General features: G+C 72.9%; 19 protein-coding genes. 11 read left to right on the top strand and 8 right to left on the bottom strand.

Annotated elements, in window-relative coordinates; translation table 11 throughout:
• Positions 1-80 precede the first annotated feature (80 nt).
• From IF55_RS13015 to IF55_RS12985, 7 genes are all read left to right on the top strand, one after another.
• Positions 81-1292 carry an ATP-grasp domain-containing protein gene (locus tag IF55_RS13015; RefSeq protein WP_245661178.1) on the top strand — a complete coding sequence of 404 codons (1212 nt, stop codon included), beginning with the start codon at positions 81-83 and terminating at the stop codon, positions 1290-1292.
• Positions 1289-2632 (top strand): MFS transporter, encoded by a 1344-nt coding sequence (locus IF55_RS13010; RefSeq protein WP_063763962.1) that lies wholly within the window; start codon positions 1289-1291, stop codon positions 2630-2632. The genes IF55_RS13015 and IF55_RS13010 overlap by 4 nt, the downstream gene beginning before the upstream one ends.
• A gap of 572 nt (positions 2633-3204) precedes the next feature.
• Complete coding sequence (locus tag IF55_RS13005; protein WP_048831921.1) at positions 3205-4710, top strand: NAD(P)/FAD-dependent oxidoreductase; 1506 nt, start codon at positions 3205-3207, stop codon at positions 4708-4710.
• Positions 4707-4976: a phosphopantetheine-binding protein gene (locus tag IF55_RS13000; RefSeq protein ID WP_048831920.1), complete on the top strand. Its 270-nt coding sequence runs from the start codon at positions 4707-4709 to the stop codon at positions 4974-4976. Before IF55_RS13005 ends, IF55_RS13000 begins: the two co-directional genes overlap by 4 nt.
• A 62-nt stretch (positions 4977-5038) precedes the next feature.
• Positions 5039-8866 (top strand): non-ribosomal peptide synthetase, encoded by a 3828-nt coding sequence (locus tag IF55_RS12995; protein ID WP_030880066.1) that lies wholly within the window; start codon positions 5039-5041, stop codon positions 8864-8866.
• Between the two features lie 41 nt (positions 8867-8907).
• Positions 8908-10617, top strand: a complete 1710-nt coding sequence (locus IF55_RS12990; RefSeq protein WP_030880062.1) for an amino acid adenylation domain-containing protein — start codon at positions 8908-8910, stop codon at positions 10615-10617.
• A 14-nt stretch (positions 10618-10631) separates the two neighbouring features.
• Entirely contained in the window at positions 10632-12317 is a 1686-nt protein-coding gene (locus IF55_RS12985; RefSeq protein ID WP_037963886.1) for a DUF885 domain-containing protein, read from the top strand.
• 57 nt (positions 12318-12374) lie between these two features.
• On the opposite strand, the gene IF55_RS12980 is transcribed toward IF55_RS12985, so the two are convergent.
• The 4 genes from IF55_RS12980 to IF55_RS12970 all read right to left on the bottom strand — a co-directional run bounded on the left by IF55_RS12980 (position 12375) and on the right by IF55_RS12970 (position 15302).
• Positions 12375-13583: a cupin domain-containing protein gene (locus IF55_RS12980; protein ID WP_048831919.1), complete on the bottom strand. Its 1209-nt coding sequence runs from the start codon at positions 13581-13583 to the stop codon at positions 12375-12377.
• A 1-nt stretch (position 13584) separates the two neighbouring features.
• Positions 13585-13737 (bottom strand): hypothetical protein, encoded by a 153-nt coding sequence (locus IF55_RS39330; protein WP_157854317.1) that lies wholly within the window; start codon positions 13735-13737, stop codon positions 13585-13587.
• 85 nt (positions 13738-13822) lie between these two features.
• On the bottom strand, positions 13823-14230 hold the full coding sequence (locus IF55_RS12975) for an NUDIX hydrolase (RefSeq protein ID WP_245661177.1): 408 nt from the start codon (positions 14228-14230) through the stop codon (positions 13823-13825).
• Between the two features lie 100 nt (positions 14231-14330).
• Positions 14331-15302, bottom strand: a complete 972-nt coding sequence (locus tag IF55_RS12970; protein WP_030880050.1) for a trypsin-like serine peptidase — start codon at positions 15300-15302, stop codon at positions 14331-14333.
• A 393-nt stretch (positions 15303-15695) separates the two neighbouring features.
• Between IF55_RS12970 and IF55_RS12965 the strand changes: the two genes are divergently transcribed.
• Positions 15696-16190, top strand: coding sequence for a helix-turn-helix domain-containing protein (locus IF55_RS12965; RefSeq protein WP_030880048.1), 495 nt, complete (start codon positions 15696-15698; stop codon positions 16188-16190).
• Positions 16191-16840: 650 nt separating this feature from the next.
• Here the strand turns inward: IF55_RS12965 and IF55_RS12960 are convergent.
• The 4 genes from IF55_RS12960 to IF55_RS12945 all read right to left on the bottom strand — a co-directional run bounded on the left by IF55_RS12960 (position 16841) and on the right by IF55_RS12945 (position 20774).
• Complete coding sequence (locus tag IF55_RS12960) at positions 16841-17428, bottom strand: YIP1 family protein (RefSeq protein WP_030880046.1); 588 nt, start codon at positions 17426-17428, stop codon at positions 16841-16843.
• Between the two features lie 13 nt (positions 17429-17441).
• The gene (locus tag IF55_RS12955; protein WP_030880045.1) at positions 17442-18239 is read right to left on the bottom strand and encodes a L,D-transpeptidase family protein; all 798 of its coding nucleotides are present in this window, start codon (positions 18237-18239) and stop codon (positions 17442-17444) included.
• 157 nt (positions 18240-18396) lie between these two features.
• On the bottom strand, positions 18397-19893 hold the full coding sequence (locus tag IF55_RS12950) for an APC family permease (RefSeq protein ID WP_048831940.1): 1497 nt from the start codon (positions 19891-19893) through the stop codon (positions 18397-18399).
• Positions 19894-20018: 125 nt separating this feature from the next.
• On the bottom strand, positions 20019-20774 hold the full coding sequence (locus IF55_RS12945; RefSeq protein WP_030880040.1) for a TetR/AcrR family transcriptional regulator: 756 nt from the start codon (positions 20772-20774) through the stop codon (positions 20019-20021).
• Positions 20775-20809: 35 nt separating this feature from the next.
• Between IF55_RS12945 and IF55_RS12940 the strand changes: the two genes are divergently transcribed.
• The 3 genes from IF55_RS12940 (at position 20810) to IF55_RS12930 (ending at position 25319) form a co-directional block, all read left to right on the top strand.
• The gene (locus IF55_RS12940; protein ID WP_078644293.1) at positions 20810-22444 is read left to right on the top strand and encodes an FAD-dependent monooxygenase; all 1635 of its coding nucleotides are present in this window, start codon (positions 20810-20812) and stop codon (positions 22442-22444) included.
• Between the two features lie 144 nt (positions 22445-22588).
• Positions 22589-23374, top strand: coding sequence for an aminotransferase class IV (locus IF55_RS12935; RefSeq protein WP_211269979.1), 786 nt, complete (start codon positions 22589-22591; stop codon positions 23372-23374).
• Between the two features lie 304 nt (positions 23375-23678).
• Positions 23679-25319 (top strand): MFS transporter, encoded by a 1641-nt coding sequence (locus IF55_RS12930; protein WP_169767208.1) that lies wholly within the window; start codon positions 23679-23681, stop codon positions 25317-25319.
• Positions 25320-25406 lie beyond the last annotated feature (87 nt).

Below are 25406 nucleotides of genomic sequence, written 5' to 3'. Positions count from 1 at the left end.
TCTCCGTGTTACCTGACCCCAAGCCCGCCGGACCTCCGACCGCAGAACAAGGCCCGGCCGACGGGCGGCCGACAATCGCCGTGGTCGGGGGAGCGCCCAAGTTCGCCCGGAAGGCTCACGAACTCGGGCTGAGCGTGGTGTATATCCAGAATCCGGACGAGTACGACCGGGCCCACTGGCCGTATGTCGATCAGGCGCTGCTCGTCGACTACGCCGATACGGAACGCATTCTGCCGCTGGTGCGGTCGCTGCATCAGAGCTTCCCGTTCCAGGCGGTCATCTCGCTGTGGGAACTCGGACTCCTGCCCGCGGCGAAGATCGACAACGCGCTCGGACTCGGCGGGAATTCGCTGGAGACGGTGGAGCTGCTGCTGGACAAGTCCCGCATGCGCCGGCGTCTCAACGCGCTGGGCATCAGCCCGGTCGCCGCCGAGGTGGGCAGGACCGAGCAGGACCTGCGGGCGTTCATCGAGGCCAACGGGGTGCCGGTGGTGGTGAAGCCGATCGACGAGGCCGGCAGCATCGGCATCTTCGCGGTGCGCGACGAGTCGGACGTGGCGCAAGTCGTGGAGCGCTTCCACGCCCTGAGCAAGCAGCTCGACGCGAAGGACCTGGCCGGGGACCTCGACCGGTTCCTGATGGAGGAGTACCTGGACGGCCCCGAACTCAGCGTCGAGACGCTGAGCTTCGACGGGCGCCACGTCCTCGTCGCGACGACCGACAAGCTCAGCACCGACACGGGCTTCATCGAGACCGGCCACTCCCAGCCGAGCCGTCACCCGGAGCCGCTGCTGCGCGAGGCGGAGGAGCTGGTGGTGAAGTTCCTCGACGCGGTCGGGCTGCGCGACGGCCCCGCGCACACCGAGGTCAAGCTGACCTCGCGGGGCCCGGCGATCATCGAGTCGCACAACCGCGTGGGAGGCGACCGGATCAACGACCTGACCGAGATCGCCTACGGCGTCGACATGGAACGCTACGCGCTCGCCGCCCCCTTCGGCCTGCTCGAACCGCTCCGCCGCTCCCCGGCCCCGGTGGCGGGCTCGGCGATCCGCTTCCTCACCCCGCCGCCGGGGCGGGTGACGGCGGTGACCGGCGTCGAGGAAGTGGCCGCCGACCCCGCGCTGTACGACCTGGTCGTCTCGGTCCGGCCCGGGGACGAGATCCCGCCGCTCTCCTGGAACGAGAGCCGCGTCGGTCACGTCATCGCCCGGGGCGCGAGCGCCGACGAGGCGATCGCCCACTGCGAGCGGCTGCTCGCGGCGGTGCGGATCCAGGTGGAGCCGGTCACGTGAGCACCGCGGCCACCGAGCGGCCGGAGGGCGAGGAGCCGCCGTTCCTGCACACCCTGCGCGAGCTGCCGGCGCGGGTGTGGGTCGTCAGCCTCGGCATCCTCGTCAACCGGTGCGGCAACTTCCTGCCGGTCTTCATCGTCCTGTACCTGACCACCAATCAGGGCTACTCGGCGGGGCTCGCCGGGCTGGTGCTCGGCGCCGCCGGGGTGGGCAACGTGCTCGGCAACGCCGTCGGCGGATACCTCGCCGACAGGCTCGGCAGACGCTGGACCATCGCGCTCTCGGGCGTCACCTCCGCCGTGCTGACGGCCCTCGTACCGGCGCTGAACACGTTGTTCCTGAACATCGTCGTGGTCGGCCTCGTCGGGGTCGCCTCACAGCTCTACCGGCCGGCGGCCTCGGCCCTGCTGGTGGACTCCGTGACGACCAACCAGCAGCGGGTGGCCGCCTTCGCGGTCTTCCGGTTCGCCATGAACATCGGCGCCGCCGTCGGCGGCTTCGTCGGCGGCTGGCTGGCGACCAACTCGTACACGGAGCTGTTCCTCGGCAACGCCGCCGCCTGCCTGCTCTTCGGCGTGCTCGGGCTGCTGCTCCTGCGCGACGCGCCGCCCGCCGGGTCCGGCGGGGGCCAGGAGGACGGCGGCGGATCCGCCGCTCCGGTGGAGGAAGCGGGCTACCGGCAGGCGCTCGCGGACCGCAGACTGCGCCGGTTCCTGGTCATGACGGTGATCGCCGAGTTCGTCTACATCCAGTCGACGGTCGGCCTGCCCCTGCACGTCACCTCCAGCGGGCTGACGGCGTCCGACCTCGGGCTGCTGATCGGTCTCAACGGGGTGCTCGTCCTGCTCTTCGAACTGCCCATCGCCGGCCTCGTCGTGAAGCGCCGGGCCGCGTACGTCCTGGCGGTCGGCAACCTGTTCACCGGCGTCGGCCTCGCGCTGACCGGCCTCGCGACGAACATGGTCCTGCTGTGCGCCACCGTGGTGCTCTGGTCGCTCGGCGAGATGATGTATTCGTCCGTGGCCAACGCCCACCTGGGCGGCATGTCCCCGCCCAACATGGTCGGCCGCTACCAGGGCCTGTACGGCGCCGCCTTCACCTTCGGCACCGGCGTCGGGCCGCTCGTCGGCGGTGCGATCTACGCCCTCGACGAGTGGGCGCTGTGGGCGACCGTGGGCGTCGCGGGGCTGATCTCGGCGCAGCTCTGCCTGCCGAGCCGGCGCGCCCCGGCCCCGCCGGAGCGGCCCGGGGAGCCGCCGGAGGCCGCGGAGCCCGGAGCCTCGGCGGCAGCGGAGCCGGCCGCAGCGGCGGACGAGGAGGCGCGGCCCAGCCCTCCGTAGGGCGGCCCCTCGCGACGGCATGGTGAGGGACGGATGGACGCGGACGGCTGGTGCTCGGCCCGGGCACCAGCCGTCCGCATTCGGCGGTCGAGGCGCCCGGCCCGCGGTGCGCGCTTTCCCCTGCTCGCGCTCGCGGATTGTTGACGTCCATTTACTGCCGCGGCCATTGCGGACGTTTCAGATCCGTTTAAAAAACTCTTCGTCCCAGCCAAATGGTTGCGTACTCCAGAGTCTGCTGGGTACGGTTCTCGTCATTGCGAGGCGGTGAATCGCACCCTTGTGCGCGCGCTTCCCCGTCCGCACCGACACATCGGGCGAGATGTGCGATCTGAAGCGGGGGACAAGTGAAGATCAAACTCTGGTCAGCGATCGATCGGTCATAGGTTTCCATACCTCTGTTTATGGAACATCGGCGCTTCTCCGTCACCCTGGCGTGATCTCCAGGAGAATTGCGCTTCCTTTCCGCAGTCCGGCCCTGTTCCCGGGGAATCCTTGTGCGGTGGCATCTGGGCACGCTCCGCCATGCGCGAATACCGGGCTGTCACCCGAGCCAATGGGGAGTTTCTCGCGAAATGGTATCCGAAAGCGCCGAAAGGCCGCAGCAAGCCGAACTCGTAATCGTCGGAAACGGCGCCCTGGGTCTTTTCCTGGCCCAGGAGCTGACAGAACGGGGCGCGGGCTCCATCGCCATCGTCGGCCCGAGCACCAGCGAAACGGGGGCCAGCCGAGCCGCCGGAGCGATGCTCGGCTGCTTCGGTGAGACGACGACCGAGTCGTTACGCACCGACGCCTCCCGCGTGCGGTTCGAACTCGGCGTCGCTGCCCACGACCGGTGGCCCGCCGTCCTCGACGGCCTGGAGGAGTTCTCCCGGACGGGACGGCCGCTGCTGAGCGCCCCCGACACGCACGTCGTGCTCAACTCGATCGGCGGTGAGCTCGACACCGTCAACTACCAGGCGATACGCGCGGCGCTCGACGAGTACGACAAGCCGTGGCAGGAGGTGGACCCGCACGACATCCCCGGCTTCAACCCCCGCCTCGACACCAGGTCGCTGAGCACCATGCACCTGCCGACCGAAGGCGCCGTGGACGCCCGGGGCGTGATGGAGGCGCTGGAGCGCAAGCTGCGCGCCGCGGGCGTCAGCTTCGTGGACGCGACCGTGAGCAGGCTCGTGAGCAGCGACGACGTCGTCACCGGCGTCGAGCTGGAGGACGGCCGCGTCATCGAGGGCCAGAACGTCGTCGTGGCCGCCGGCATCCAGAGCGAGGCCCTGGTGCGGACCGTGTCCGAGGACATCGACCTGGTCCCCACGTTCCCCGGACTCGGCTTCGCGATGATCGCACGGCGCTCCGGCGGCGATCCGTTCCGCAGCGTCGTCCGGACCCCGAACCGCGGATTCGCCTGCGGGCTGCATGTCGTGCCGCAGGGCGGCGGGCTGGAGTACTACGGCGCCACCAACCGGCTCGTGGACACCATCTCCGGCGTCACCTGGATGGCCGACGTCCGCTTCCTCGCCCAGTACTCGATGCAGCAGCTCGACGAGCGGGCCGCGAGCCACGAGGTCCTGCGGTGGCTCTCCGGGAACCGCCCGGTGACCCTCGACGGCTTCCCGCTGATCGGCTGGCTGCCGCCCGCCGGGCTCTACCTCATGACCGGCACCTACCGCGACGGCTTCCACTGCGCGCCGCTGCTGGCCGAGCACGTGGCGAACGAGCTCCAGGGCAAGCCGGGCATCATCGACCCCATGTTCTCGCCGACCCGGGAGCCGATCGCCACCCGGACGGTCGAGTGGTCGATCAACGAGTACGTCGAGCACAACCTCGCCGCGTGGTTCGAGACGGGCGCGGAGGCCGCCCCGCAGATGACGACCCCGCAGCTCACGGAGTACTACCGCACCAGGTGCGTCCAGTTGTACGACCAGCTCAATATCGACTACGCGCTCGGCCCGGACATCCTCTGGTACACCCAGGGCAGCCTGCGCGGCGCCCGCAGGGTCTCCCGCTATCTGCGCAAGCACGGGGGGACCAGCACACCGCGACCGGAGACGGCGCGGGTCGGAAGCGGTGACGCGCGATGACCGACGCGTCCACCCCGAGCATCGTCAGGAAGCTCATCGACCAGCAGCTCAACTTCGTCGCCCACGGCCTCCAGTTGAAGGACGACGACAACCTGTGGGACCTGGGCATGACGTCGCTGACGTGCCTGGGGCTCATGCTGAGCATCGAGGAGACCTTCGACGTCGAGCTGCCGGAGGAGGTCCTCAAGGAATCGACGTTCCGCACGGTGGCGTCCATCACCGAGGCCGTCGACGCGGCGCTGGAGGGCGTCCTGGCCGAGCGCTGACGGCCGGGCCCCGGAGCCCCCTCCGCCCCACCTTCCCCGCCCGAAGGGACGCACAGCCCGTCATGCCCACATCCGAGCCACGCCCGACGAACCCCTTTCCACTGGTCCGCGGTTCCACCGCCGAGGCCCCGCTGTCGGCGGGGCAGGAACGCCTGTGGTGGCTGCACCAGTCGAACGCCTCGCACGAGTACCACATCACCGGCGGCTGGCGGTTCCCGGACGGGGTGGACCGCGCGGCGCTGTCCACCGCGGTGGCGGGACTGGTGCGCAGACACGCGATCCTGCGCACCAGGTTCGTCCTGCGACCGGACGGCACCACGGCGCAGGAGGTGGCCGACGAGCTCGACACCCCCGTCACCTGGGCCGGGAAGGACTGGCGGGCCGCGGTGGACCGGGCGGTTCGCGAACCGTTCGACCTCGCGCGCCCGCCACTGCTCCGGATCGTCGTGGCGGAACCGGACGGCGGACCCGCCGTCTGGACCGCCATGCACCACATCGTCACGGACCGCTGGTCCATGGACGTGTTCGCACGGGACCTCTTCGCGCTGTACGAGGCCGCACGGGCGGGCCGGGAGCCGCGTCTGCCGGCCCTCGCCGTCCAGTACGGCGACTACGCGCGCTGGCAGCGCCGCTTCCTGGAGAGCGGCGCCCTGCGGCCCCGGCTGGAGCGCGGCACGGAGGCGCTACGGGGCAGCGAACGGCTGGAGCTCCCGCTGGACCGCCCCCGGTCGGCGGCGCACGACACGGCGGGCCGCGCCGTCGTCGTGGAACTCTCCGAGGAAGCCACCTCGGCGATGACCGCGATGGCCTGGCGGGCCCGCGCGACCCCGGCGATCGTGATGACGGCGGCGCTGGTCACCGCGCTGGGCGCGGTCAGCGGCCAGGACGACATCGTCATCGGCGCGGTCATCTCCGACCGCCCGCACCCCGATCTGCGGGATCTGGTCGGCTTCTTCGTCAACACCGTGGCGCTGCGGGTCGACCTGTCCGGACACGCGCCGACCTTCCGCGACATCGTGACCCGCACCCGGGACGCCTGGCTGGCGGCCGAAGCCGACCAGGACGTGCCCTTCGAACAGCTCGGCGCCGGCCATGACGCCGGGCGCAACCCGCTCTTCGACGTCGTGATGAACCACGCGGGCGACCGGGTGAGCCTCGCCGAGGCGGAGAACGCGCCGACGTGGTGGTACCCCGAACTGCCGGTGACCGCCCGCTTCGACCTGTCGCTCACCACCCAGGTCGTCGACGGCCGGCTGCGCGCCACGTTCGTCTACCGCTCGGAGCTGTTCGACGAGGAGCCGATCGCCGCACTCGCGGCGGGCTACATCCGGCTGCTCGAACAGGGCGTGGCGAACCCCCGAACGGCGCTGCGCGAGATGACGCTGGTGACCGAGGCCGAACGCAAGCTGCTGCACGGCGGCAACGACCCGACACCGGCCCCGGACGCCACGATCGTCGAGCGCGTACAGGCACAGGCCGCGCGCCGCCCGTCGGCCCCGGCCGTGGCCGGCGCGGCGGGAGTGCTCTCGTACGGGGAGCTCAACGCGCGCGCGAACCGGCTGGCCCGGCACCTGCGCACGCTCGGCGCGGGGCCCGAACGGGTCGTCGCCGTCGCCCTGGACACCACCGTCGAGCGGTTCGTGGTGCTGCTCGCCATCGCCAAGACCGGCGCCGCCTACCTCCCGCTCGACCCGGGCCACCCGGCCGCCCGGCTGCGCCGCCTGCTGGCGGACGCCGACGCGGTCCTCGCCGTCGTCAGCCCCGCGCTGCGCGACCGGCTCCCGGCGGGAACGGTGCCGACCCTGGTGTACGGCGGCTCCGAGGGGCCCGATCTCAGCGGCTACGACCGCGGGAACCCGCCGCCCGCCGCGCGGCCCGACAACCTCGCCTACCTCATCTCGACATCGGGCTCGACGGGGACGCCCAAGTCGGTGGCGGTCACGCACCGGGCGCTCAGCAGGCTGACGGCGGGCGCGCCCGGCTATCTCGACATCGGCCCCGGCGCCGTCTTCCTGCAGTGCGGGCCGCTCACGTTCGACGTCGCCGTCCTGGAGTGGACCCCGCTGGCCCACGGCGGCTGCGCGGTGGTCACCGGCACCGGAACCCTGCTCGACGACCTGGACCGGGTGGTGCGCGAACACGGCGTCACCACCCTCAAGTTGGTCTCCCCGCAGCTCGACCTGCTGGTGGAGCGCGGCATCGGGACGCTCGCCGGACTGCGTCAACTGATCGTCGGCGGCGATGTGGTCAACCCGAAGAGCTTCGCCGCGGCCCGCGAGGCGCTGCCCGGTTGCCGTGTCACCGCGTCCTACGGGCCCACCGAGTGCACGGTGCTGGCCACCGTGTGCCACGACGGCTCCTGGGCGGGCCGGGTGCCCCTCGGCCACGCCATACCGCACACGCGCGTCTACGTGCTGGACCGGAATCTGCGGCCCGCGGCGGTCGGCACGCGGGGCGAGATCCACCTCGCCGGCGACGGGCTGGCCCGCGGCTACCACGGGCGCCCCGGCGCGACGGCCGAGGCGTTCGTGCCCGACCCGTACGGGCCGCCCGGCTCCCGGATGTACCGCACCGGGGACCTCGGGCGGTATCTGCCGGGCGGCGCTGTCGACTTCCTCGGCCGCGGCGACACACAGGTGAAGATCCGCGGCTTCCGCATCGAGACGAGCGAGATCGAGCACGCCCTGCTGCGCGAGCCCGGCATCACCTCGTGCGTCGTCCTGCGGACCGAACTGGCCACCGGCCCGGCCCTCGTCGCGTACGTCGTGGCGACCGAGCCGGTGGACGCGGCCGCGCTGCGCCGCGGGCTCGGCGCCACGCTGCCCGCCTACATGCTCCCCGACCATGTCGTCGAGGTGCCGCGCATCCCGTTCACGGCCCACAACAAGGTGGACCGCGCCGCCCTGCCGCCCGTCGCCGCGGCCGAGCCGGACGCCGCGCCGACGACCGGGCTTCAGGCGCGGGTGGCCGAGGCATGGTCCGAAGTGCTCGGCCGGCCGGTGCCCGCCACCGCGGACTTCTTCGCACAGGGCGGCCACTCCCTGCTCGTGCCGCGCGCGACCGCCGCGATCCGGCGGCTGCTCGGCCGCGAGGTCCCGATGCGGCTGATGATGGCGCACCGCACCCCCGCCGACTACGCCGCCGCGGTCCTGCGGGAGAGCGCCCCGGGCCCCGGCACCGCCTTCCGTGAGGACAGCGTCGCCCAACTGCGGTGGAGCGGGCGACTGTTCACCGGAACCCGCCGACTCGACCTGTTCCTTCCCGCCGGTGAGCCTCAGGCCGTCGAGCGGACGCTGATCGTGCTCGACGGCTCCGACTTCGTCGACGTCATGCGGCTGCCGGCGATCCTGGCACAACTGACCCTGGAGGGCCGGATTCCGGCGACGGCCGCGCTGTTCGTGAGCCCCACCGAGTGGGCGGCCCGCAACCGGGAACTGCTCGACGACGCGTTCGTCGACCTGCTCGCCGACGAGCTGGTGCCGTACCTGCGCGAGCGGCTCGGCGGGCGGTGGCGGGGCGGACGGGCCACGGCGGTCGGCGCGAGCCTCGGCGCGGTCACGGCGGTGCGCGCCGCGCTGCGCCGCCCGGAGAACTTCGAGGGGGCCGTGGGCCTGTCGGGCCCGCTGACCGACCACCCTCTCGCCCCCGCGACCGGCGCCGAGCCCCCGCCCGCCCGGTTCTTCCTCTCCGCGAGCCACGAGGAGGCGGCGGCGATCCTCGACAACGGCATCGACCAACTGGACGCCACCAGGCGCACGGGAGCGGACCTCGCCTCCCGCGGCCACACCGTGGAGTGCGCGTACGGAGAGGGCGGCCACACCTACGCCGCGTGGGAGGCGATGCTCCCGCGGGCGCTCTCCTGGGCCCTGGGCGCGGGCGCCGAGAACTGAACAGCGGACCGGACCGTGAGCGTGAGAGGACGGCGTACGACATGGTGGACGACGAGCGGCGCGAGTTCGGCGTCGTGGTGAACGGCGAGGGGCAGCACGCGATCTGGCCCGCCGGCCGCGAACTCCCGGCGGGCTGGCGCGCCGAAGGGTTCACCGGCCGCGAGGAGGCGTGCCTCGGCCACATCGACCGCGTATGGACCGACATGCGGCCGCTCGGCCTGCGCGACCGGACCGACGGGGGAGGGCCGACCCTGGTCGACCTCTTCGCGCGGCAGGTCCGCGCCCGGCCGCACGCCCCCGCCGTCCGCACCCGGCAACGCGTTTGGACGTACGCGGAGTTCGACCGCGCCACGGCCGCGCTGGCCCGCCGCCTGCGACACGGCGGAGCGGGCCCCGGGACCGTCGTGGGCCTGCTGGCCCCCCGCGGCGCCGCGGCCCTGACCGGTCTCGTCGCCGTGCTGCGCTCCGGCGCCGCGTGCCTGCCGCTCGCCCCCGACGACCCGCCCCGGCGCAACCAGGAGGTGCTCGCCGACGCCGGATGCGCCCAGCTCCTCACCACGGCGCCCGTCGAGTGGTGCCCCGAGGCACTGCTCATCGACGAGCCGGGCCCGGAGGATTCCGGCCCCGACGAGCCGGGCCGGGCCGACGAGTCCGCGCTGCCCGGACCGCGCCCGCTCGACCTGGCGTACGCGATCACGACGTCGGGCTCGACGGGACGGCCCAAGATCGTCGGCGTGCCGCACGAGGGGATCGCCAACCTGATCGTCGCCTCCATCGAGGACCTCGACCTGATCAGGGAGGACGACGTCATGCTGTGGACGACCGCCCCCACGGTCGACAGCTCGATGCACGACATCCTGATGCCGCTGTGCGCGGGCGCCTGCGTGGCGATCGACGACGGCGACGACATGCCCGCGAGCCGCATGCTCGCCGCCGTGCGCACCCTCGGCGTGACGGCCCTGGAGATCCCGGCCGCCGTGCTCGGGCCCTACGGCCGCTCGCTCCTGCCGCGACTGGCCCGGGCGGGCGTGCGGCTCGTCATCACCGGCGGCTCCCAGCTCGACGGGCAGGGGCTCGGGGACGCCGCCCCCTTGGTGGTGGCCAACGGCTACGGCCCGACGGAGGCGTCCGTCGCGGCCACCTGGTACCGGTGCGTCGGCGACACCCCGAGCTGGGTGCCGATCGGCACGCCGGTCCGCGGCGTGCGGACGTACGTGCTCGACGAGGAGCTGCGGCCCGCGCCGGCCGGCGCCGAGGGCCAGATGTTCCTCGCGGGCGCCGGCCTGGCCCGCGGCTACCTGGGGCTGCCGGGCCGTACGGCGGCGGTCTTCCTGCCGGACCCGTTCGCGGAGGCGCCCGGCGCGCGGATGTACGCCACCGGGGACCGCGTGCGCCTGGGGCCCGACGGCGACTACGTCTACCTCGGCCGGATCGACGACCAGGTCAAGATCAGGGGCTTCCGGGTCGAGATCGGGGAGGTCGAGCACGCCCTGCGGGAGTGCCCCGGCGTCGTGGACGCCGCGGCGCTGCTCCGCGACGACGCCATGGGCGGCCCCGCGCTCCTCGCCGTCCTCACCGGCGAACGGACGCCGGACGAGGAGATCGGCGGCCGGCTCGCCGACCTGCTCCCGAGCCATATGCTGCCGCGCTTCTTCGTGTGGCTGGACGAACTGCCCCTCAACCGCGCCGGCAAGGTCGACCGCAAGGCGCTGGCCGTACTGCCGCTCATGGACCCGGCCCCCCGCTCGTGAAGGAGACGTCGACGGTGTCCGTCACCCCAGGCGAAACGACCGGCGTGCACGCCCTGTGCGACGCGTACGTGGACGGCTATGCCCGGCTGAACCCCCTGGCGGCAACCGAGTTCGGCATCGGCGGCCACGACGACCGGCTGCCCGACCTGTCCCCCGAGGGGCACCAGGCGCGCGCCGAACTCGCCCGCCGCGCGCTGGCCCGGATGGCGGCGGCGGAGCCGGCCGACGAGGGCGAGCGCGTCGCCAAGGCCGTCTTCCGCGAGCGGATCGGCGTCGAGACCGAACTGCACGAGGCCGGCCTGCCGGCGGCGTCGCTGAACATGACCGCCTGCCCGGCACAGGACATCCGGTGGGTCTTCGACCTGATGCCCACCGAGACCGCCGACGACTGGGCGGCCATCGCCGAGCGGCTGGCCCAGGTGCCGAAGGCACTCGCCGGCTACCGGGCCTCGCTGCTGGCCTCGGCGGACAAGGGCCGCCTCCCGGCCGCCCGCCAGGTGCGGCGCGTCCACCAGCAGTGCGCGACCTGGTCCGGCCCCCGATCGTTCTTCGCCACGCTCGCCGCTTCGGCCCGCTCGGCGCCGTGCGTCGATGGCGCGCTGCGGGCCGACCTCGACGCCGGCGCGCGGGCGGCCGCGGCCGGCTACGCCGAGCTGGGCGCCTTCCTGCGGGACACGCTCGCGCCGAGGGCCACGCCGCGGGACGCGGTCGGCGCGGAGCTGTACGGGCTGTGGTCGCGCAAGTTCACCGGCGCCGCACTGGACCTGCGCGAGGTCTACGCGTGGGGGTGGGCCGAATTCGCCCGGATCGAGGCGGAGCTGGCCGAGGTCGCCGACCGGATCGCGCCGGGCGCCGGCCCCGCCGGGGCCGCCGACGCGCTCGACGCCGACGCCCGGTACGCCGTCGGCGGCCAGGCCGAGTTCCGGACGTGGGCGCAGGAGCTGTCCGACCGCGCGCTGACCGACCTGCGCGGCACGCACTTCGACATACCGGACGAGCTGATGACGCTCGACTGCCGGATCGCCCCGCCGGGCGGCGGACTGGGCGCCTACTACTCCAACCCCGCCGACGACTTCAGCCGGCCGGGCACCATGTGGTGGTCCCTGCCCGCCGACCAGGCCCGGATACCGACGTGGCGCGAGGCCAGCACCGTCTACCACGAGGGCGTGCCGGGCCATCACCTGCAAATCGGCACGGCGGTGGCGACGCCGACGCTCAACCGCTTCCAGCGGCTGCTGTGCTTCATCGACGGACACGGCGAGGGCTGGGCGCTCTACGCCGAGCGCCTGATGCGGGAGTTCGGCCGCCTCGACGACGGACACCTGCTCGGCATGCTGAGCAAGAGCGTCTTCCGCGCGGCCCGGGTGGTCGTCGACATCGGCATGCACCTGGAGCTGGAGATTCCGGCCGGCACCGGATTCCACGAGGGGGAGCGCTGGACCCCGGAGCTGGGCCAGGAGTTCCTCCGCACCAGGGTGCTCCTCGACAGCGCCCGCGCGGTCGACGAGATCGACCGCTACCTCGGCTGGCCGGGCCAGGCCCCCTCGTACAAGCTCGGGGAGCGGCTGTGGCTGTCCATCCGCGACGAGCTCAGGGCCAGGCGCGGCGGCGCGTTCGACCTCAAGGAGTTCCATATGCACGCGCTGCGCAGCGGCCCCGCCGGCCTGGACACCATGCGGGAACTCCTCCTCGTCCCGTGAGGGCGGCCTTAGCGATCGTGTGCCGTGTCGCGCCGGGTACCCGAGCAGAAGGACACGTCAGAGAAAGCCCCGCTGCTCCTCGCCCACGGCGACGAGCCCCGCCTCGATCAGCTCGACGAGCAGGCACCGCGCCTCGGCGTCGCCGACGCCGCCGTCCCGGGCGGCGGCCACCACCGCGCCCACCGGGGCGTCCAGCGCGTCGAGCAGATGGGCCAGCATCCCCTGGGCGGCGCCCGCGAACGTCCACCGCCGGCCGTCGGCGAGCAGGACCGTATGGTCGCCCTCCGCGCGCAGGAGCGCGCGCGGGGCGAGCCAGGTGACCGTCCGCTCGTCGCCGACGCGCTCGCCGCCGCCCTCGACGGCCGCGAGGCTGTGCCGCCGCCGCGGCGCGGCGCACGCGTCCCGCTCGGCGAAGAAGCGGTCCATCAGCTCCGCGTCGTCGAGGACCGCGGCGAGGGTCGCGGCGAGTTCGCGCCGGTGGTCCTCCCGCTCCCGCGCGCCGAGGTGGCGCGGCAGGTCCGCGCGGAAGACCTCGTGCTCGCAGAGCCGGTCCGCGAGCCAGTGCGCCAGGTCGACGCCGGTCGCGCGCGGCACCGCCACCGTCAGATGCAGCGTGGGCCCCTCGACGGCGCGGACCGTGTGCCACCAGCCGCGGGGGATGTGCAGCACGTCCCCCGGAGTGAGCACCAGCGCCCTCCGTTCGGCGTCGGCCGCCGGGGGCGGGTTCTCCTCCACGTCCTGTTCGAGGGGGAACGCGCGGCGCGGCGGACCGAAGAGGGCCCACTCCTTCCGCCCCGCGATGTGCAGGACGATCACGTCATGGTCGTCCCAGTGGGAGTCGAACCCCTTGCTCTCGCCCCACGTGCCGTAGGCGTTCATCTGTACGCGCTCGCGCAGGGTCCGCTCCAGGCGGCGCGCGAGGCCGTCCAGCGGCGGATGCATCCGGTCGATGCCGTCCACGATCAGCGTCGCGCCGTCCCTGAGCACCTCGATGAGCTGCGGCACGAGGACAGTGCGGACCACGTCCCCCTGCGGGGAGCCGACCTCGCGCATGTACGCCGCCCTCGGCACGAGGTCGCCGGCCCGGCTGACGCGGAGCTGCGAGGCGGCGAAGTTGCTCCACGACGCGAGGGCGTTCAGCGTCTCCCAGGAGACGAGCCCGTCGAAGCGGTGTTCGTCCCCCGGGAAGAGCCGGGCCGTGCGGCCGTATATCTCCTGGAGGAACTGGTCGACGGGCGTCGGGTGCACCAGATCGCGGAGCCGCACCCTAACGCCCTTCGTGCAACTGGGATATCCGGGAGCTCGACGGCGTGTTGTTCATGATGTCGCGGCGGGCGCGGCACCACGGCACGCGCAGCCGCTCGACCGAGAGCAGCAGCCCGGAGCGCGGCGGGCTCTGTCGGGTCTGGACGTCGGCCATGATCGGTCCTCCTCCGCGCGGGCGCCTCGGTCCTCAGCTTCCGCGCTGCCCGGGAGCCGCACAAGACCGCGGGGGACACGTTCTCTCAGCCGAGCAGCCCCTCGGCCGCCAGCCGCTCGATGACCTGGCCCATGGCGGGCGCGCCGCGGTGCGCGTCGGCCACGCCGAACCAGTCGAGTTCGGCGATCTCCCGGCCCGGCGCCGGCTCGCCCGCGGCCTCGCCCGTGTAGCAGGTCATGTGCAGCCGCCGGCCGTCCTGCCCGTGCGCCACGTCCTCGACGACGAACGCCTCGGTCAGCGCCGCCGGCGCGACCTCGACGCCCAACTCCTCGGACAGCTCGCGGGAGAGCGCCTGCGGCCCGCTCTCGCCGGGCTCCAGCTTCCCGCCGGGCAGGTAGAACACCTCCCGGCCGTGGGTGCGCACGGCCAGCAGCCGCCCGTCCCGCACACACAGCCAGCTCACCGATTCCAGTGCGGGGAGTACCGCTGACACCGCTGATCCACCTCTCGTACGCGCCATCTCGACGTGACGCATTCTCGCAGGCGGGGCGCGCGGCGCCGCGGGAGCCCCGACGGGCGGGCGGGACGGCGGCCTACCGCGGCTGCGCCGGGGCGTCGCCGCGCACCGCGTGCACGTACAGCGCGAGGAGGTCCGCGGTGAAGTAGGAGCTGTAGGAGATGTCCGGGAAGTCCCCTCCGGTGTGGTAGCCGCCGATGACGCCGATGAGCCGGTAGCCGGCGGGGGACCGCGTCAGGAACGGGCCGCCGGAGGTGCCCCCGATGTAGCCCGCGCAGGCGATCTCCAGGAAGTCGCCGGGAGCGGCTGGGTCCGTGCTGGTGTAGCGGTGCGTGGCGGCGCGGCAGTCCAGCGGCTTGGGGTGGGTGGCGTCGTCGGTGCCCGGGTAGCCGATCAGCCGCACGCGCCGGTGCTCGTAGCCGGGGTACACGCCGAGGGCGACACCGCCGGCGGCGTCCTCGGCCTCGGTGCCGTCCGCGCGCGGGCCGACCCGTACGACGGAGTAGTCCCAGCGGGCGCCCGCGTCGGTGCCCAGGTCGTAGTAGCGCTGGTCGAGGTAGACGCGCTCGACCGGGAAGAGCCCGAAGGGCTTTCGCCCGTCGTGGTATTGGGGCACGAACGCGAAGTGCCGCTTCGGTTTCGGGGAGCGCAGACAGTGCCCGGCGCCGACCACGAGGTCGCGGTGCGGGCTGCGGACGATGGTGCCGCCGCAGGAGCGCCCGGTCCCGGTGTCGTCCGCCCAGAAGAACGTGCCCACTTGGGGGAGGCCGTCGAAGGGGCGGCTCGGCGCCGGGGGATCGGCGGCCGGGGCCCTGCCGTGTGCTGCGCCGCCGCCGTGCCCCGCCGCTCGTACGCCGTCGGGGGCGGGGCGCGCGGCGGCCATCCGCGGCGCCGTCCAGTAGGCGTCGTCGGACGCGGCCGTGGCGCGTCCGGGGCCGGCGGCGGCGCGCGCGGGGCCGTCGGCGGTGCTGGTGGGGGACGCCGCCGCGATGAGGAGCAGGGACAGGAAGGGCAGGAGGGGCAGGAGCGCGAGGCGCGGTCTTCTCATGGGGCGGGTCCTCCCGGGGACGAGGGCTGCGAGGCATGAGTGGCTGCCGGTACGGGCGTGCCATCGTCCCGCGCGCGCGACGCGTCCGCGAGGGCGCCACGGCGACCGCGCCCCGATCTCTTCGCGGCGTGTGCCACCCCACAGGGCCGAGGGTTTCGCCGTGCGCGCGCGTCACCGCATTATGGTCAAGACGGCGTGGCGGCCCTTTAGGTTGCTTCCCGAGGGCTGTCAACCATCGGTCCCCGTTAAACTGGTGGTTAAGTAAGACACACCTGTCTTTCCCTCCCGCGCTCTGGTGCGGTGCGTTTCCTCCGTGGCAAGATGCTCTTCATGGCGGTTGCGGGCTTAACTGTCCGTGAGACGCCGTGCGACACATTCCGAAGGATGGGGCACATGGCAGTCGGGGGCGACAGATCGGCGGGAGCCGGTGAGAGCCCGCTCGCGGAACGGCTCAACTATCTGTTCGCGAGCATGCACCCGCCGGGGGCTCCCTATACCAACGGGCACGTGGCGGACCGGATCAGCACCGGGACGGACGAGTACGGCGGAGTCAGTGTGACGGAGCAGTATCTGTCGATGCTGCGCAACGGCCGGCGCGCCAACCCCAGCCCCGATCTGCTGCGGGCGCTCGCCAAGTTCTTCGGGGTGCCGGTCGGTTACCTGTTAGGCGATCTGTCGCCGTCTCAGGCCGAGCGGGTGGAGGAGGAGGTCCGCTTCCTCGCCGCCATGCGGGACCAGCGCGTACGCGCCATCGCCCTGCGCTCGGTGGGTCTGCCGCCGGAGGTGCAGGACAGCCTGACGACGATCATCGGCCAGTTCCGACGGCAGATGAACCTTCCGGCGGACCCGCCGGAGACGGGAGCCGAGGAGCCGCGCGGCGAGAGCTGAGCGGACCGGGCTCCGCGGCCCGGCACGGGTCGGTGGAGACGAGGTGGCCCTGGACGGGGGTCAAGGCCGCCTGCGACACAGGCTGGTGCCGGGCCCGTACGAGCGTGTACGGACCCGGCGCCGCCCGTGCGATCCGTCGGTTTCCGGTCGAGGACGCGCAGGTCCGTCTCCGGGCGGCTCCGGCGCGGGCCGTGACGCCGCCCGCCGCCGGGGCGCGGCCGGGTGGTCCGGACCTGTCCGCGGAACCGGAGTGCGCGGCTCCACCGCCGTGGCCAGTCGGGACGCCGCGCCTCGGGGGCGCGGTGGCCGCCGCCGGCCCGGTGCGCCGCCTGCCCGTACGGGACCGGGGGTGCCGCCCGTATCCCGCACGGACACGCTGCCCGAAGCCCGGGAACGGGCGCCCGAACCGCTTCCGAACGCGGCCGGGACGCCGGTGAGGCGGCCTTCCCCGCCTCGCTCACGTGGCCTGAATTCGTCCCCTGTTCGCTGGTAATCCGTCAGCCGAACAGGTTTTTGATGCATGACCCATCCTTGATGAGGTACAAAGGTTCCTGTGCCCGCCCGGTGTGCATCCCCCGTCGCACCGGGCGGGCCTTCCTTTTCCCCCCAACGTTCCCTTGGCCTATCCGCCGCCCGCGCCGAGCGCGGCCTCAGTGGCCCGGCGGGAACTTCAGCAGGGCGCCGGCGGCCAGCATCTGGATGCTCACCGAGGCGAGCGCCTTGTGCGTCGGCAGATGGTGCTGACCGCGGATCAGCAAGGCGGCCAGCGCGTAGCCGAACAGCCAGGTCAGCCCGGCCACGGCGCGTACCGCCACGGAATGGGCCGGCAGCCAGGCGTGGAGCGCCAGGCGCGGCAGGTCGGTGGTCCAGAACAGCACCACGAACAGCGTGACCGTCGGGCCGAACCTGCCGTTGCCGCCCAGGTGCCGGGCGATGCTGTGGGTGACGACGCCCAGCACCAGGGTGGCGAACAGCACCCCCGCCTCCACGGTGGCCAGCGACCCCAGCGCGAGCTGCCGGTTGCCGTCCCACTGCTGACGGAACGAACCCTTCGTGACGGTGCCGAGCGCGCCGCAGACCAGGCAGAGCAGGATCGCCGCGCCCCACACGGTGCGGTCCCGGGCCTCGTCCAGGATCTCGACGGGGCGGTACCAGAGGCCCGGTATCAGCCGGTGCCAGTACAGCCTGCGCCGTTTCGTGGACGGCGCGGGCGGGGGCGGGACGGTGGTCGCAGGCATGGTTGCCGTTCTATCACCGGTGATTTCGAGCCGCCGCCGGACCCATCACGACCACCGGCTTGAGCTTCGGGTCGAGGGTGCGCAGCAGGGTGCGCATCACCTCCGGCTTCAGGCTCACACAGCCCTGGGTGGGGCCGTCGTGGTCGACGTGCAGCCACACGCCGCCGCCCTTCTTCGCGCCCAGTGGCCGCCGCGGGTCGAGCGGCGAGGTGCCGGGCACCCGGTTGTAGTCGATCCCGATGACGTAGTCGAAGGCGCCGGCGAGGGGTTCGCCCTCCACGCCGTTGCCGGAGGCGATGAAGGAGCCGTTGTGGTCGTACGGGAGCTTCGCGTCCGGGAAGGGGAGTTTGCCGCCCGCGCCGGTGAGGGTGAACACGCCCTCGGGGGAGCGGAGGTCGCCGTAGTGGTGGTCGGGGGTCCAGCCGTGCGCGGCGTTGTGCGCCGGCCAGCTCGGGCCGGGCTGCCAGAGCTGGGAGCCGGCGGCGCGGGTGTAGAGGACCGCGGTCGAGTCGGAGGAGTCGGGGCCCCGGCCGGTGACCACCAGAACTTGGCGCGATTCGGCTGGTATTCGCTTGCGCGTGGCGTCGTCGAGCCCCGGGATGCGGCCGTCGCCGGCCGGCTTCGGGGAGGGCGGCGCGGCGGCCGGTGCGGCGGGCGTCGTCGCCGGGGCGGTCGCCGGGTGCGCGTCGGCCTTGACCTCGTGCCCCGAGGCGGCCCAACTCCACAGCCCCGCGGCGGCGATGGCCGCGGTCGCCGTGGAGAGGACGACTTTGCCGCGCCGTGTGACGCGTACACGTTCGTGATCGTTCAATTCCGGTCCACCAGGTAGGGATATACGGATCTTTCGCACCCTACCCGGACGCGCGTATTCCGCTGACTCACGAGACGCGTGTGGCTGGAATTCAGTTGAGGAAGAGCCCGAAGGCCCCTGCTGAGCAGGGGCCTTCGCGCCGCCGACGGGTGCCGGCTCAGTCCCCGGCGGGTGTTCGGCCTTCCGCCTGTGGCCCCGCGCCGGGCGGCCGCTCCTCCGTGTCGGGGTCGGCGCCGTGCAGATACTCCTCGCTGATCTCACGCGGCCCGAACGGCCATACCTTCTCGTACCGCGACCACAGCAGGAACGCCACACAGCCCGCCGCGACCCACGCCAGCGACCATTCGATGGGGTGCCTGCCCGGCGAGTTCTTGTCCGCGTAGCCGAAGATCACCAGCCAGCCGACGAGCGCGACGGCGCTCGGCAGCGGGTAGAGCCACATCGTGTACGGCCGCCGCAGCCCCGGCTGCCGGCGGCGCAGCACGGTGACGGCGGCGACCTGGGCCAGCGCCTGCACGATCACCATCACGGTGGTCAGGAGCTGGATGATGGTCGCCAGGTCCGTATGCCGGCCGAGCATGAAGCCGGCGGCCGTGACGGCGCCCATGGTCAGCAGGGACAGCACCGGGAAGCGGTGGCGCGGGTGCAGCTTCCCGTACGGGCGGAAGAACACCTTGTCGCGGGCGGCGTCGTAGGGCACCCGCGAGCCGCCGAGCAGCCCCGCGAAGACGGAGGCGACGGCGGTGATGAGGATCAGCACCGTCACGGCGTCGGCGGCGCTCTTGCCCCAGGCCTTCTCCAGCACCGCCGAGGCGACCGAGGTGGACGCCGTGCTGTCCGGGTCGAGCATGTCCTTCCACTCGATGACGCCGAGCGTGCCGACCTGGAGCAGCAGGTAGATCGTCATGATGCCGAGGATCGAGTAGATGATGGCGCGCGGCAGGGTGCGGCCGGGCCGCTTGATCTCGGCGCCCATGTACGCGGCCGTGTTGTAGCCGAGGTAGTCGTAGATGCCGATGGTCAGCCCCGCCGCGAAGCCGATCCAGAAGTGGTCGCTGGTCACCTCGAAGGCGTGCGCCGGGTAGGTGAACGCCTGCCCCGGACTGAAGTGGGTGAAGGCGGCGAGGATGACGAGCACCACCGAGGCGATCATCACGGTCCACAGGACGACCGAGAGCTTGGCGATGTTCTCCACCCGGCGCCACAGCAGCGCGAGGACCACCGCGATCGTCACCAGCCCGACGAGATCGCCCTGGCCCTGGGTCATGCCCGGCCACAGATAGCCGAGGTACTGCACGAACCCGATGACCCCCGTGGACATCGCCAGCGGGATGAAGAGCATCGCCGTCCACACGAAGAGGAACGGCATCAATTTGCCCGTGCGGTACTGGAACGCCTGCCGAAGATAGACATAGCTGCCGCCCGCGCCCGGCAGCGACGCCCCCAACTCCGCCCAGATCAGCCCGTCGGCGAGGGCGAGGACCGCGCCCGCGATGAACCCGATCACGGCCTGCGGCCCCCCGAAGGCCGCGACCATCAAGGGGATCGTCACGAAGGGCCCGATGCCGCACATCTGGCTCATATTGATGGCGGTGGCCTGGAACAGGCCGATGCGCCGTACGAATCCGACCCGTTCGTCCATGAGGTCCGGCATGTGCATCAGCCCTTTCTCGTGCGCGTAGCACACAGCGCGCTGTGCTCTGTGGGGTGGTCCGGAAGTTCCAGTCCACCGCAGAGGTAACACCGGACGGCCTGCCGCGTCCACGACATGGACGCCGGTCAGGCCCCCGGCGTCCGGCCGCCTTCGGCGACGAGGCGCTCGAGCCCGTCGAGCAGCCACTCCAGGGTCTGGTCGAACGGCTGGGGGCCGGGGGCGTGCCGCTGGGGGTCGGTGGCCCAGCGGACGAAGTGCGGGTGCTTGCCCGCGGCGGCGATCCGCTCCATATACGGCGCGGCGGCCTGCTCCAGGTCGTCGTCGGTGCTCAGCCCGGTGCGGGCCCGCATGGTCCGCTCTTCGAGCAGGGCGAGCCCGGAGCTGAACACCTGGCCGAGCACCGTGTCGACGCACCGTGAGCGGATGGCCGCGTCGAGCCCGAGCGGATCGAGTTCGGTGAGCGCGGCCTCGTAGAGATCCAGGGCGTTCGGCCCGAGCGGGGGGCGGCTGAAGGCCAGCCGCGCGAACCAGGGGTGGCGCCGGACGGCGTCCCAGCCCGTACGGCCCATGGTGCGCAGCGCCTCGCGCCAGCCCTCGCCGCGCGCGACGGCGAACTGCCCATAGACCTGATCGGCCATCAGGTCCAGCAGGCCGTTCTTGCTGCCGACGTAGCGGTAGAGGGCCATGGGGCTGCGGACGCCCAGCCCGGTCGCCAGCGCCCGCATGGTGAACTCCCCGCTCGCCTCCTGGTCGGCCAGGTCCATGGCGGCGCGCACGATGCGCTCGCGGCTGAGCTGCTCGGTCCGGCGGGGCGGCGCGGGCTCGTCGAACCACACCAGCCCGCCGGGGGGCGGACGGCGGTCGGAGTCGGAGGAAGTCATCGTGGTCGGACCCTATCTGGTGTACGTTGTCCACCATGAGTGGACGACGTACACCAAAGTCGCGCGCACACGCCTCCGACGGGCGGCGGTCCGCCGCGCCGAACACTGCCGCGCGAGACGCCGACGCGCGGAGCACCGCCGCGCTGGGCACCGATGTGCAGGGCACCGACGTGCTGATCTCGGGCGGCGGGCTCACCGGACTGACCGCCGCCCTGGTCCTCCGCCACCACGGCGTCCCCGTCACCGTGGTGGAGAAGCGCTCGACGACCTCGCCGCAGCCCAAGGCCCGCCGCTTCCATGTGCGCAGCATGGAGATCTTCCGCGAACTCGGCCTCGCCGGCCTGGTCCACGAAGCCGCCCGCGACCTCGCCGGCCACGACCACATGGCGCAGGGCCGCACGCTCGCCGAGGCGGAACAGCTCCCGCTGTGGCTGCCCGCGGGGGCCGGCGGCGCGGCCCCCGACATCAGCCCCGAACCGCCGTGCCTGATCGCCCAGGACACCCTCGAACCCGTCCTGCGCGCCGCCGCCGTCGACGCCGGCGCCACCGTCCGGTTCGACACCGAACTCCTCGGCTTCGACCAGGACGACGAGGGGGTGCGCGCCGAACTCCTCGACCGTACGGACGGCAGCCGGCACCGCGTCGAGGCCCGGTACCTGGTGGCCGCCGACGGGGCGCGCAGCCCCGTGCGCGAGGCCCTCGGCATCGGCCGGTCCGGGGAAGGGGCCATCGGCGGCCCGAACGTGAACGTCTACTTCCACGCCGACCTCGCCGCGACCGTACGCGGCCGGGAGTTCAACCTCTGCCAGCTCGACCACCCGGATGCGCCGCCCGGCGCGCTCGCCTCCGTCGACGGGCGCCGCCGCTGGCTGTACATGAGCCAGGGCGGCGAGCCGGACCGCGACTGGCCCGCCGTGCTGCGCACCGTGCTCGGCGTCCCGGCCCCCGACCTCGACGTGCTCAGCGTGCTGCCCTGGCAGGCCGAGATGCTCGTCGCCGACCGCTACAGCGTCGGCCGCGTCCACCTGGCGGGGGACGCCGCGCACGTGATGCCGCCGTTCGCGGCCAGCGGGGCCAACACCGGGATCGCCGACGCGCACAACCTGGGCTGGAAACTCGCCGCCGTGCTGCGCGGCGAGGCCGCGCCCGCCCTCCTCGACAGCTACGGCGCCGAACGCCGCCCGGCCGGCTGGTTCATCGCCGAGCAGTCCGCCCGCCGCATGGCGAGCTTCCCGAACTTCGGGACGGCCCCCGACCCGACCCTCGCCCACCCCTTCGTCTTCGCCGCCGGAGGGTTCCAGCACACCGAGGGCGCCCTGGTGAGCGACCCGGCGACCGCGGACGACCCGGAGCCGGTCACCGAGTTCGCGCCCGCGGGCCGCGTCGGGACCCGCGTCCCGCACCGCTGGCTCGACGACGCCCGTACCCGCTCGACGATCGACCTCGCGGGGCCCGGCTGGTCCGTCCTCGCCGGGCCCGAGGCCGCCGCGGCGCCGCGCACGGGCGGGCTCCCGCTCCACCGGCACGACGTGGACTTCCTGCCCGCGGGTCAGTGCCTGCTGCTGAGGCCCGATCACATCGTCGCCTGGCGGGGCACGGACCCCGACGCGGCGGCCGAGGTGCGCGACGGGCTGCTCCGGGCCACGGCCGCGAGCACCGCCACCGTGTAGCGCCTGGCCGCCACGTGCCCGCCGCGCCCTACGGCCGTACGCGGCACCGGGCCGTACGGGCGGGCGGGCCGTCAGGTCGTACGGACCGCCTTGAAGCGGCGGGCTACGCCGTTCGGGGGCGGGGCGCCTCGTAGGGTGACCGGTGTGACTGATCTACCTGACCTTCGGATCGAGCTCGACGGGCGGGCGCCGACCGCCGAGGAGCTGTTCGCGCCGCTGATGAGCAACTACGGGCATTTCACCGCCATGCAGGTGCGCGGCCGGGCGGTGCGCGGACTGGACCTGCACCTGACGCGGCTCGACGCGGCGACGCGCGAGCTCTTCGGCACGGGCCTCGACGGCGACCGGGTCCGCGAGCTGATCCGGCACGCGCTCGCCGACACCGAGGACGCCGCGGTACGCGTCAACGTCTTCGCCCCCGCGCCCGGCGCGGCGCCCTCGGTGCTGGTCAGCGTGCGCCCGCCGATGACCATGCCGACCACCCCGCAGGCCCTGCGCACGGTGCCCTACCAGCGCCCCGTGGCCCACCTCAAGCACACGGGAGGCTTCGCGCAGGGCTTCTACCGCGACCAGGTCCAGCGGGCGGGGTTCGACGAGGCGCTGCTGGTGGGCCCGGACGGCACCGTGTCCGAGGGGACCATCACCAATGTCGCCTTCATCGCCGGCGACACCGTGGTCTGGCCCGACGCCCCCGCCCTGGACGGCATCTCGATGCTGCTCCTCCGGGAGGCGCTGGACAGGGCGGGCCGGCCATGGCGGCGGTCCGCCGTCCGCACCGCCGACCTGGCCTCCTACGACGGCTCCTTCGTCATCAACTCACGCGGCATCGCACCCGTCTCCCGCATCGACGACCTGCCCTTCCCGCCCGACGCCCCGCTCGTGACCGAGGCCGTCGAGCTCTTCCATTCGATTCCGGCGGACGCCCTCTGAGGACCCCGCCTTCCGGTGGTGGTGGGGGCGCGTCGGATTCGCGCCATCGGGAGGCGGCTGTTCGTCGTCGACCGGAACCCGGGCTCGGCGCCCGTTTCCGGCATGGGGGGCAGGTCAGGCCAACTCGCGCTGAGGTAAAGGGAGTTCGCCGTGCCCTGGTTCGTGCGCTCGGTTCCGGCCTGTTTGGCTCCGAACTCCCTTGGAAGCGTTGACAGTTGGAAGCACAGTCCATACCTTCTTGGATCGTAGGAAAGATAAATGATTGATGATCCGATAGACGGTGTGAAGGACTGGGGGAGTCTTGATGACCGAGTCGACCGCGACAGCCGCTGCCGTACCGGGGGACGGCAGCGGACGCGGATGGACGCTCGCCGCCGTCTGCGTGGCGACGTTCATGCTGATGCTCGATCTGACCGTGGTGAACGTGGCGCTCCCTGATATGCGCACGCATCTCCACGCGACCTTCTCCGACCTGCAATGGGTGCTCGACGCCTACGCCCTGGGGCTCGCGGTCTTCCTCCTCACCGCGGGCTCCCTGGCGGACCGGCTCGGCCGGAAGCGGGTCTTCAACACCGGCTTCGTGATCTTCGTTCTGGCCTCGCTGGCCTGCGGCCTCGCCCCGAACGCGGCATTCCTGTCCGCCGCGCGAGGGGTGCAGGGCCTCGGCGGCGCGATGCTCTTCGCGATCGGCCCGGCGCTGATCGGGCACGAGTACCGCGGCAAGGAGCGGGGCAAGGCGTTCGGGATCTTCGGCGGCGTGGTGGGACTGTCCATCGCGTTCGGCCCGTTGATCGGCGGCGCCCTCACCGACAGTCTCGACTGGCGGTGGATCTTCCTGGTGAACGTCCCGGTCGGCATCGCCGCGCTGGTGATCGGCGTGCTGCGCATGCGCGAGTCGCGGGACCCGCGAGCGCACTCGGTGGACTGGTGGGGGCTGGTCCTGTTCTCGAGTGCGCTCGCCCTCCTCGTCCTCGGTTTCCTGCGCGGGGAGGCGCAGGGCTGGGGGAGCGCCGCGATCGTGGGCATGTTCGCCGCCTCGGCGCTGCTCTTCGCGGCCTTCTACTTCGTACAACGGCGGCTCGGCGACCGGGCGATGCTGCGCCTGACGCTGTTCCGCAACGTCACCTTCAACGGCATCTCCGCGGTCACCTTGCTCTGCGCGGCGGCCACCATGTCCGCGCTCTTCCTGCAGATCTCCTACGTGCAGAACGTGCTGGGCTTCTCGGCCTGGGACACCGGGCTGCGGTTCCTGCCGCTGACGCTGACGCTCTTCGTGGCCGCGGCCATCGCCGGCAACCTCACGACCCGGATGCCGCAGCGCGTGCTCGTCGGCTTCGCGATGACCTTCGTGGCGCTGGGCCTCGCCCTGGCCACCCTGGTGGACGCGGACAGCGCCTGGACGTCGCTGCTGCCCAGCATGTTCGGGCTCGGCCTCGGCATGGGCCTGTTCAACCCGCCCCGCGCCTCGCTGTCCATCGCGGTGGCCGAACCGTCCGAGGCCGGCATGGCGTCCGGGATCGGCGAGACCTTCCAGCAAGTGGGCGTCGCGGTGGGCATAGCCGCCTTCGGCGCGCTCTTCCAGTCCAGGGTCACCGACCTGTTCGTCGCCTCCGACGCGGGGCGTCAACTGGGCGACAAGGCCCAGGAGTTCGGCGAGGCGGTCGCCGCCGGCGGCGGCGCGCAGGCCGCGGCCGGGATGCCGGCCACGCTCGCCGAGCGACTGGACCAGGCGGCCCGTACAGCGTTCGCGGACGGCCTCACCGAGGTCATGATCGTGTGCGCGTCGATCGCGGCGCTCGGCGCACTGATCGCGTTCGCGTTCATCCGCACCCGAGATCTCCACGAGAGCGCCCTCACCGGGGCGGAGAGCGAGGGTGCACGCGCCGGAACCGCGGCGGAGACGGCAGCAGCGGATGCCACGGGGAAAGTCTCCGCCCGGGCCTGACCGACCGGCGTGCGACGGTGCCCCGGGGACTGCGGACCCCGGGGCACCTGCCGCTATCCGCGCCCCGATCCCGCGATCACGGATGTT

It is taken from the genome of Streptomyces varsoviensis, from assembly GCF_000718635.1.
Taxonomy (GTDB): domain Bacteria; phylum Actinomycetota; class Actinomycetes; order Streptomycetales; family Streptomycetaceae; genus Streptomyces; species Streptomyces varsoviensis.
Note: the sequence above shows the minus strand (reverse complement) of the source record. Positions and strands in the feature narration are given on the sequence as shown.

Coding starts and splice junctions, on each gene's coding strand:
- IF55_RS12995 (WP_030880066.1), top strand. CDS start 5,039: ATGCCCACATCCGAGCCACGCCCGACGAACCCCTTTCCACTGGTCCGC.
- IF55_RS39330 (WP_157854317.1), bottom strand. CDS start 13,737: ATGGCCGACGTCCAGACCCGACAGAGCCCGCCGCGCTCCGGGCTGCTG.
- IF55_RS12970 (WP_030880050.1), bottom strand. CDS start 15,302: ATGAGAAGACCGCGCCTCGCGCTCCTGCCCCTCCTGCCCTTCCTGTCC.
- IF55_RS13005 (WP_048831921.1), top strand. CDS start 3,205: ATGGTATCCGAAAGCGCCGAAAGGCCGCAGCAAGCCGAACTCGTAATC.
- IF55_RS13000 (WP_048831920.1), top strand. CDS start 4,707: ATGACCGACGCGTCCACCCCGAGCATCGTCAGGAAGCTCATCGACCAG.
- IF55_RS12940 (WP_078644293.1), top strand. CDS start 20,810: ATGAGTGGACGACGTACACCAAAGTCGCGCGCACACGCCTCCGACGGG.
- IF55_RS12930 (WP_169767208.1), top strand. CDS start 23,679: ATGACCGAGTCGACCGCGACAGCCGCTGCCGTACCGGGGGACGGCAGC.
- IF55_RS12990 (WP_030880062.1), top strand. CDS start 8,908: ATGGTGGACGACGAGCGGCGCGAGTTCGGCGTCGTGGTGAACGGCGAG.
- IF55_RS12965 (WP_030880048.1), top strand. CDS start 15,696: ATGGCAGTCGGGGGCGACAGATCGGCGGGAGCCGGTGAGAGCCCGCTC.
- IF55_RS12960 (WP_030880046.1), bottom strand. CDS start 17,428: ATGCCTGCGACCACCGTCCCGCCCCCGCCCGCGCCGTCCACGAAACGG.
- IF55_RS12945 (WP_030880040.1), bottom strand. CDS start 20,774: ATGACTTCCTCCGACTCCGACCGCCGTCCGCCCCCCGGCGGGCTGGTG.
- IF55_RS12950 (WP_048831940.1), bottom strand. CDS start 19,893: ATGCCGGACCTCATGGACGAACGGGTCGGATTCGTACGGCGCATCGGC.